This is a genomic window from Oribacterium sp. (genome assembly GCF_057249185.1).
Genome location: NZ_DBHIGR010000085.1, coordinates 1 through 9,261 on the forward strand (window position 1 = coordinate 1; position 9,261 = coordinate 9,261).

The window sequence follows — 9,261 nt, forward strand, 5'->3', positions numbered from 1 at the left end:
AAAGGCAATTTTCTGGCCCTTTCCGCCATTCGAAAGGCTTTTCCCGGATATGGCAATATCGAAAATGCCTTAAGAGAGAAGGAAGAAACAGGAGAAATTATCAGCATCCTTTTGCAGGGAGAAAAATATCTGATTCTTAGAGAGGATTTGGAAGAGAAAGAAAAACAAATTCAGTACTATATGAAGGATTTTTATAAGAGAAATCCTTATAAAATCGGAGAAAAAACTTCGGTATTGTACAGCCGTTTTTTCAGCTCCTACAATAGAAACCTTTATAAGGCGCTTCTGGAGTATTGGCGTGAAAAGGAAATTTTCCGAATATCCTACGATATTCTTGCCTTAAAAGATTACAAGATGAAGAAGGATGAAAAATACACCAAAATTGCCAATACTTTGATTACCCTGATGCAAAAGGCTAAATTCTCCTTCCCTAAAATTACGGAGCCCTTATGGACTAAGGAGGAAGAAAAAATCTTATTGGATATTGTAGCTTGTTTAGAGGATAAGGGAACCTTGGTGCAGCTGGAAGGGGAATATTATACTTTGGGAAATTTATTTTCCAAGTTAAAAGCGTTTACCCTGGAAAAATTACAGAACAATGGAGAAATTACCGTTGAAGACTTAAGAGAGGAATTTTCCCTATCCAGAAAAAACAGCAAACTGTTCTTTAAAGCCTGTGATCGACTGCATATTACCAGGGATACCGGCTTTGAAAGTGCAAGGAAGCCTTATCCTACGCTTGACGAGACAGAGTAGGGGTTATAAAATGGCATTCGTTATCATAGAAAGTTCGAGGTGAAAAAATGGCTAGATATAATCATGCTGCCGTAGAGAAGAAATGGCAGGAATTTTGGGAGAAAAATCCCATCAACCCAAAGGACGAAAAGAAAGAAAAATACTATTGCTTGGATATGTTCCCGTATCCCTCCGGTTCCGGACTGCACGTAGGACACTGGAGAGGTTATGTGATTTCCGATGCATGGTCCCGCTATCAGGTCATTAAGGGGAAGTATGTGATTCATCCCATGGGCTGGGATGCCTTCGGTTTGCCTGCTGAAAACTATGCCATTAAGATGGGAATCCATCCTTCCATTACTACAAAGAAAAATGTGGAGAATATTAAGAGGCAGTTACAGCAGATTAATGCCATTTACGACTGGGATATGGAAGTAAACACAACAGATCCCAACTTTTATAAGTGGACCCAGTGGATTTTTGTGAAAATGTTTGAGAAGGGACTGGCTTATGAAAAGGAGTTCCCTATTAACTGGTGCCCAAGCTGTAAAACAGGACTTGCCAATGAGGAAGTAGTGGATGGTAAGTGTGAACGTTGCGGTACGGCAGTTACCAAGAAGAATTTAAGACAGTGGATGCTGAAGATTACCGAATATGCAGATCGCTTATTGGATGATTTGCAGGAATTGGATTGGCCGGAAAAGGTTAAGAAGATGCAGGCAGAGTGGATTGGTCGTTCCTACGGAGCGGAGGTGGACTTTGCCTTAGAGGGAAGAGAAGACAAGATTACTGTTTTCACTACAAGACCTGACACCCTTTACGGAGCCACCTTCCTTGTTCTTGCCCCGGAGCATCCTATGGTTCAGAAGATTTGTACGGATGCTCAGAGAGAAAAGGTAGAAGCTTATATTTCCATGGCAGCCAATAAGTCCAACGTGGAAAGAATGGCGGTGAATGATAAGGATAAAACCGGAGAGTTTACCGGAGCCTATGCTATTAATCCTTTGAACGGAGAGAAGTGCGCTATCTGGATTTCCGACTATGTTTTGGCCGATCACGGAACAGGTGCCATTATGTGTGTACCCGCCCATGATGCCAGAGACTTTGCTTTTGCCAAGAAGTTCGACCTTCCCATTGTGCAGGTAATTTCCAAGGACGGGAAGGAAGAGGTATTGGAAGAGGCCTATACAGAGGCTTCCGGTATTATGATTAACTCCGGAGAATGGAATGGAAGAGAATCTTCCGAATTAAAGGTGGAAGCGGCTAACGAGGTGGAGAAAAGAGGCTTTGGCCGTAAGACTGTAAGCTTTAAGTTAAGAGACTGGGTTTTCTCCAGACAAAGATACTGGGGAGAGCCGATTCCCATCGTTCACTGTGAGAAATGCGGAAATGTAGCGGTACCGGTGGAAGAGCTTCCTTTAAAGCTTCCTGAGGTGGAAAACTATGAGCCTACCGGAACGGGAGAGTCTCCCTTGGCAGGAATCACGGACTGGGTAAACTGCACTTGTCCCAAGTGTGGAGGTCCGGCAAAGCGGGAAACCAATACCATGCCTCAGTGGGCGGGATCTTCCTGGTACTTCCTGCGTTATGTAGACAATCATGATGACAAGGCATTGGTCAGCAGAGAGAAGGCTGATAAATATTTACCGGTGGATATGTATATCGGAGGCGTGGAGCATGCGGTCTTACACCTTTTGTATTCCCGTTTCTGGACAAAATTCCTCTATGATATCGGTGTGGTAGGATTTAAGGAGCCCTTTGTAAAGCTCTTTAATCAGGGAATGATTTTAGGCCAAAACGGCATTAAGATGTCCAAGTCTATGGGAAATGTAGTTTCTCCTGATGATCTGGTTAGGGATTACGGCTGTGATGCTCTTAGACTTTATGAGCTTTTTGTAGGTCCTCCCGAATTGGATGCGGAATGGGATGACAGAGGAATTGATGGAGTTTACCGTTTCCTGAATCGTTTCTTTAATCTTGTGGAAGAATCCAAGGATAAGAATATCAGTCCTACAAAAGAGATGATTCGTGTACGGCATAACTTAATCCATGATATCCAGCTTCGTTTTGACAGCTTTAACTTAAATACTGTAGTTTCCGGCTTCATGGAGTACAACAACAGTCTTCTGGATCTGGCGAAGAAAGAAGGGGGCGTAGATTTGGAAACCCTTCGTACCTTCTCCGTGCTTTTGGCTCCATTTGCCCCTCATATCGCAGAGGAGTGTTATCATTTGGCTAAGGGAGAGGGCAGTGTATTTGCAGCCGGCTGGCCTGAGTATGATGATAAGGCTATGGAGGCGGATGAAATTAAGCTTCCATTGCAGGTAAACGGAAAAGTAAAAGCGGTACTGGAGGTTCCCAAGGATTTAAGTAAGGAGGAAATTCTTGCTAAGGCAAAGGAATGTCTAGGAGACAAGTTGGGCGGCACTCTGGTAAAAGAAGTGTATATCCCCGGAAAAATCGTGAACTTTGTTGTCAAATAACAGAAGATTTTTTCTTACAATTTTGTAAACCCCTATAGATTTTTTTTAGGATTCTTTTCTATACAAATGAAAAGATTATGGTATGATAAAAAGGTGCTGTGTCTCAGCACCTTTTATTCTTGAAGAATATCGCCTGCGATGCTTGCGGTATCTCGTTATTAACCGATGGAATAGGCAAAAACCTGTCCTATCCGGATTATCAATTAATAAACATATACAAAGGATGGAATATGATAGCCAGCGAAAGAAGATTATCTCAGGGAATTAGTAGAGCAAAGGGCGGTTCAAGAAGCAGAAGTGCCCAGTATAGCTATGGCGATAAAGGGGCCCGTAGTGGACGAAGTAATGGTAGAAGCGGTGGACGACGCCCCAAGAACAATGGCCATCTTCCTATTATTATAGCCGCAGTTGCCCTATTCGGAAGTGCAGCTGCAGTCTTTGCTTTAAGCCGGAATGCCGGCTTTTTTCATGAAGCGGAGACCACTGTTGCTGAAACGGAATATGTAGATCCCAATGCCATTCATGAAGATTTGTATTTGGATTATACCGCCTTTAAACCGGGAGCAGAGTTTTTAAATCTAAAGGGAATGACCAAGGAGCAGGTTATTGATTTCTTGAAGAAATCTTATACCTGGCATTTTGTGGTAAAAAATGCTAACCCGAATATTGATTATTTTTCCATGCCGGAATTTCCAAAGGCGGAAGACAATAAAAGCGAAGACGGTATTGACGATCAGGGAACGGAAGAGGTGGTAAAGGTTAAGAATACGCTTTCCGATGTAACCATTCGTCCCAATAAAAGCGACTATGAAATACCGGATATCTTATCCGACAGCATCACTGATTTTGTAGACCAGATTTATACCAAGTATCAGGAAGAGAAGGCTTCGGAAAGCAGTACGGAGGAGAGCTCCACAGAGAAGAAAAAGAAGAAGAAAAAGGCGGAAGAAACCACTGCTGAAAGTTCAACTGCCATTCAGGCGGATTATATTCTGCAGCTTCCCGATTTTTCCGACAAAATCAAAGACTATGTGAATCAGCTTGCAATTGTTTGGAAGATGGCTCCGAAAAATGGAGACATTACCAAGTACAATAAATCTACCGGAGAATTTGAATTTGGCGGCAGCAAGGACGGTTATGCCATTAATGTGGATGCTACCGCACAGGATATTCTGAACGCCCTGAACAATAAAGAATTTTCCTCCGAGATTAGTACTGAGGGAGAGAAGGTTCCCGCATCTACCGCATCCATTAAGGATCAATATAAGATTATTGCCAGCTTTACCACCAAAACTACTTCCAATGAACTGAGAAATACCAATGTTCGTCTTGCGGCAGAGGCGGTAAACGGTACTGTTCTTCAGCCCGGAGAGGAGTTTTCCTTTAACGGTGTAGTAGGGCAGAGAACTGCAGAAAAGGGCTATAAGGCGGCTGCAGCTTATAATCAGGGAGAAGTTGTAGAAGAGGTAGGAGGAGGAATCTGCCAGATTTCTTCTACTCTATACAATGCGGTATTCCGTTCCGGATTAACCACCACCTATCGCAGATCCCATACCTTTGCTCCGAACTATGTAACTCCCGGTACGGACGCCACGGTATCTTGGCCGGGACCGGACTTTAAGTTTGTAAATGATTCCAAGCATGCCATCGGTATTCGTGCCTGGTATTCTAATCAGACCGCTACGGTACAGATCTATGGCATTCCCGTTCTCCCCAGCGGCGTTAAATGGGAATTGGAATCCGAGAAGATTAAAGATCTTCCCGTTCCGGCTGTGCAGGTGATTACGCCTCAGCAGGGTAAGGAAACTAACGGCTCCGCCGGCTCCGAATGGCAGGCCTATAAGATTATTACCAAGGATGGTAAAACCGAGAAGGTAAAGGATCATTATGTGAGCTATAAGGGACATACCCCTAAAAAGTACAGTGCAAATGCGGCGGAAAGCAGTAGTGCAGCGGCTAGCACGGCAGCAAGCAGTGCGGCAAGCACGGAAACTAAGTCGGCAGAGACCAAGGCACAGGAAAGTAAAACCCAGAGTAGCACAAAAGCCTCTGAGAATCCTGTTGTTTCCAATGACGGACCTGTAGGGAATAACAGTGTTCCCACTACGGAAGCGGATGTTATTTCCGGCGGCCCCGGAACCTAAGGTTTAGGGCAGCTTTGAATTTTTTGACAATTGTCGGAAATTCAGGGCTGCTTTTTTCTTCAAAAAGCGAAAAAATACTTGTGAAAAAAATAGCTATTGTACTAAATCAAAAACGGTAAGCGTTTTCCTTGATTTTAGCATGGGGATAGATTAGTATTCCCTTGTATGATTTCTCCGGAAGGGGAAAGGTAGAGGTTTTATTTATTTCAGTTTAGGAGGAAACTTATGGCAAGAAAAATGAAGACCATGGACGGTAATCAGGCTGCTGCTCATGCGTCCTATGCGTTCTCAGAGGTCGCTGCGATTTTCCCAATTACTCCTTCTTCCGTTATGCCTGAGCATATGGATGAGTGGGCAACAGAGGGAAGACAGAATATTTTAGGTGAGACTGTTCAGGTTACCGAGATGCAGTCCGAGGCCGGTGCTGCAGGTGCAGTACATGGAGCTTTGGCAGCCGGAGCCTTAACCACAACATTTACAGCTTCTCAGGGTCTTTTACTTATGATCCCTGATATTTATAAGGTTGCCGGAGAGCAGCTTCCCGGTGTATTTGATGTTTCTGCAAGAGCTGTTGCCAGCCACGCCCTTTCCATCTTCGGAGATCACTCCGACGTTATGGCTTGTCGTCAGACCGGTGCCGCTTTACTTTGTGAGTCTTCCGTTCAGGAAGTTATGGACTTAACTCCTGTAGCTCACCTTGCAGCATTAAAGGGACGTATTCCTTTCATCAACTTCTTTGACGGATTCCGTACTTCCCATGAGATTCAGAAGATTGAAGAGTGGGATTACGAAGACTTAAAGGATATGGTGGATTGGGAGTATGTAGATGCATTCCGTCAGAACGCATTAAACCCGAATCACCCTGTTGAGAGAGGTTCCGCTCAGAACCCTGATATTTTCTTCCAGGCAAGAGAGGCTTCCAACCCTTATTATGATGCACTTCCTGCCATTGTTCAGGAGTACATGGACAAGGTTAATAAGAAGATCGGAACCAATTACCAGCTCTTTAACTACTATGGAGCTCCGGATGCAGAGCATGTAATTATTGCTATGGGTTCTGTAAACGAGACCATTGAAGAGACCATCGATTATTTGGCTGAGAAGGAAGGCAGAAAGCTTGGACTTATCAAGGTTAGACTGTATCGTCCATTTGCAGTTGACGCTTTCTTAAAGGCTATTCCAAAGACCGTAAAGACTATCTCCGTATTGGATCGTACCAAGGAGCCCGGATCTATCGGTGAGCCTTTATACTTAGACGTAGTAGCAGCTCTTTCCACCAGCGAGTTTAAGAATGTAACCGTTCTTTCCGGACGTTACGGCTTAGGTTCCAAGGATACTACTCCTGCACAGATCGTAGCTGTATACAACAATACCGATAAGAAGAGATTTACCATCGGTATCAACGATGATGTAACTCACCTTTCCTTACCGGAAGGACCATCCATCGTTACCACTCCAAAGGGTACTGTAAACTGTAAGTTCTGGGGACTGGGAGCTGACGGTACTGTTGGTGCGAACAAGAACTCCATCAAGATTATCGGAGATAACACAGATAAGTACGCTCAGGCTTACTTTGATTATGACTCCAAGAAGTCCGGCGGTGTTACCATGTCTCACCTTCGTTTCGGAGATCAGCCTATTAAGTCCACATACCTGATTAAGAGAGCTAACTTCGTAGCTTGTCATAATCCTTCTTACATGACCAAGTTCAACATGGTTCAGGAGCTTGTAGACGGCGGAACCTTCTTATTGAACTGTACTTGGTCTAAAGATGAAGTTGAAAAGCATATCCCGGGACAGGTTAAGAAGTACATGGCTGACCACAATATCAAGTTCTACATCATCAATGGTGTTAAGATTGGTATTGAGACAGGAATGGGACCAACCCGTATCAACACGATCCTTCAGTCCGCATTCTTTACTTTAACCGGAATCATTCCTAAGGAGCAGGCTAACAAGTTAATGAAGGATGCCGCTCAGAAGACCTACGGTCGTAAGGGTGAGGACGTTGTAAAGAAGAACTGGGCTGCTATCGATGCCGGTGCAAATGCCTTCGAAGAAGTAGAAGTAAAGAAGGAATGGAGCAATTGCGCCGATGAGGGACTTGAGTTCAAGACCAAGACTGCCGGAAGAAAGGATGTTTTGGATTTCGTAAACAATATCCAGAACTATGTTTCCGCACAGGAAGGAAACAATCTTCCCGTATCCGCATTTGCTGATTATGTAGACGGTTCTACTCCTGTAGGATCCGCTGCTTATGAGAAGCGCGGTATTGCCGTAAACGTTCCTGCATGGAACCCTGACAACTGTATCCAGTGTAACTTCTGTTCTTATGTATGTCCTCACGCAGCAATTCGTGCATTTGCATATACCGAAGAAGAGGCGGCTAAGGCTCCAGAGGCAGATCAGCAGAAGGCTATGAACGGAATGCCTAACTACAAGTTCGGTATTAAGGTTTCCGTATTAGACTGTGTTGGTTGCGGATCTTGTGCAAACGTTTGTCCCGGAATGAAGGGCGAGAAGGCTCTTGTTATGTCCCCAATCGAGGACAACCTGGATCGTCAGAAGTACTTCGATTACGCAGTTGAGCTTCCTGAGAAGCAGGAGGTTATTGCGAAGTTTAAGGAGACCACCGTTAAGGGATCTCAGTTTAAAAAGCCACTCTTCGAGTTCTCCGGTGCATGTCCCGGATGTGGAGAGACTCCTTATGCGAAGTTAATTACCCAGCTCTTTGGAGAGAGAATGTACATCAGTAACGCAACCGGATGTTCTTCTATCTGGGGTAACTCTTCTCCATCCACTCCTTACACCGTAAATGCTAAGGGACAGGGTCCTGCATGGGATAACTCTCTCTTTGAGGATAATGCGGAGTTTGGATACGGAATGCTTTTGGCACAGAATGCTATCCGTGACAGATTAAAGAAGCAGGTTGAGAAGCTTGTAGAAGAAAATAAGGATGCCGCTCTTGTAGAGGCAGCTAAGGAATATTTGGATACCTTCTCTGTTGGTGCAACAAACGGAACTGCTACCGATAAGTTAGTAGCTGCTCTTTCCGGAAAGACTGATGCAGTAGCTGTTGATTTGTTAAAGCACAAGGATTTCCTTTCCAAGAAGAGCCAGTGGATCTTCGGTGGAGACGGTTGGGCTTACGATATCGGATTCGGCGGACTTGACCATGTTCTTGCTTCCGGTAAGGACATCAACGTAATGGTATTCGATACCGAGGTTTACTCCAACACAGGTGGACAGTCCTCCAAGTCTACTCCTACCGGTGCAGTAGCACAGTTCGCTGCCGGCGGTAAGGAAACCAAGAAGAAGGATTTGGCAGGAATCGCTATGTCCTACGGCTATGTATATGTAGCACACATCGCTATGGGTGCTGATATGGCTCAGACTGTTAAGGCAATTTCCGAGGCTGAGGCTTATCCGGGACCATCCTTAATCATCGCTTATTCTCCATGTATCAACCATGGTATCAAGAAGGGAATGGCTAAGGCACAGACAGAAGAGAAGCTTGCTGTAGAGGCAGGATACTGGAACAACTTCATTTACAACCCACTTGGCGGAGACAAGAAGTTTACCTTGAATTCCAAGGAGCCAAACTTCGAATCTTACCAGGAATTCTTAAAGGGTGAAGTTCGATACTTATCTCTTTCCCTGAAGAATCCGGAGCGTGCAAAGGCTTTAGATCTGCAGAACGAGCAGGAAGCTAGAGAGCGTTACGAGAAGCTGAAGAAGATGGTTGACCTGTACAATAACTAATGTACAGACAGCGAGAAGCTTTGCTTTTCAAGAAGAAGCTTGCTTAGAATTTAATGTCGTTTAACTTGTATACGGCATAGAGGATCGAGTAGGAGGCGGCGACTAACCGCCGTCCTCTCACAGCACTGTACGTACGG

The 9,261-nt window shown here is 44.6% G+C and carries 4 protein-coding genes; all 4 read left to right on the forward strand.

Features of this window, described 5'->3' with window-relative positions; all coding sequences use genetic code 11:
* Positions 1-756 (forward strand): DNA/RNA-binding winged helix domain-containing protein (locus ACO4PX_RS06125; RefSeq protein WP_485571993.1); only part of this gene is annotated, 756 nt, incomplete at its 5' end.
* A 47-nt stretch (positions 757-803) separates the two neighbouring features.
* Positions 804-3,218 (forward strand): leucine--tRNA ligase, encoded by a 2,415-nt coding sequence (gene leuS / locus ACO4PX_RS06130; RefSeq protein ID WP_485571994.1) that lies wholly within the window; start codon positions 804-806, stop codon positions 3,216-3,218.
* Between the two features lie 230 nt (positions 3,219-3,448).
* Positions 3,449-5,362, forward strand: a complete 1,914-nt coding sequence (locus ACO4PX_RS06135) for a VanW family protein (protein ID WP_485571995.1) — start codon at positions 3,449-3,451, stop codon at positions 5,360-5,362.
* Between the two features lie 225 nt (positions 5,363-5,587).
* Entirely contained in the window at positions 5,588-9,124 is a 3,537-nt protein-coding gene (gene nifJ / locus ACO4PX_RS06140; RefSeq protein WP_485571996.1) for a pyruvate:ferredoxin (flavodoxin) oxidoreductase, read from the forward strand.
* The last annotated feature ends 137 nt before the right edge of the window (positions 9,125-9,261 follow it).

What these genes read in the sequence shown, in the direction of transcription:
- leuS (WP_485571994.1), top strand. Translation starts at nt 804, where the DNA reads ATGGCTAGATATAATCATGCTGCCGTAGAGAAGAAATGGCAGGAATTT.
- ACO4PX_RS06135 (WP_485571995.1), top strand. Translation starts at nt 3,449, where the DNA reads ATGATAGCCAGCGAAAGAAGATTATCTCAGGGAATTAGTAGAGCAAAG.
- nifJ (WP_485571996.1), top strand. Translation starts at nt 5,588, where the DNA reads ATGGCAAGAAAAATGAAGACCATGGACGGTAATCAGGCTGCTGCTCAT.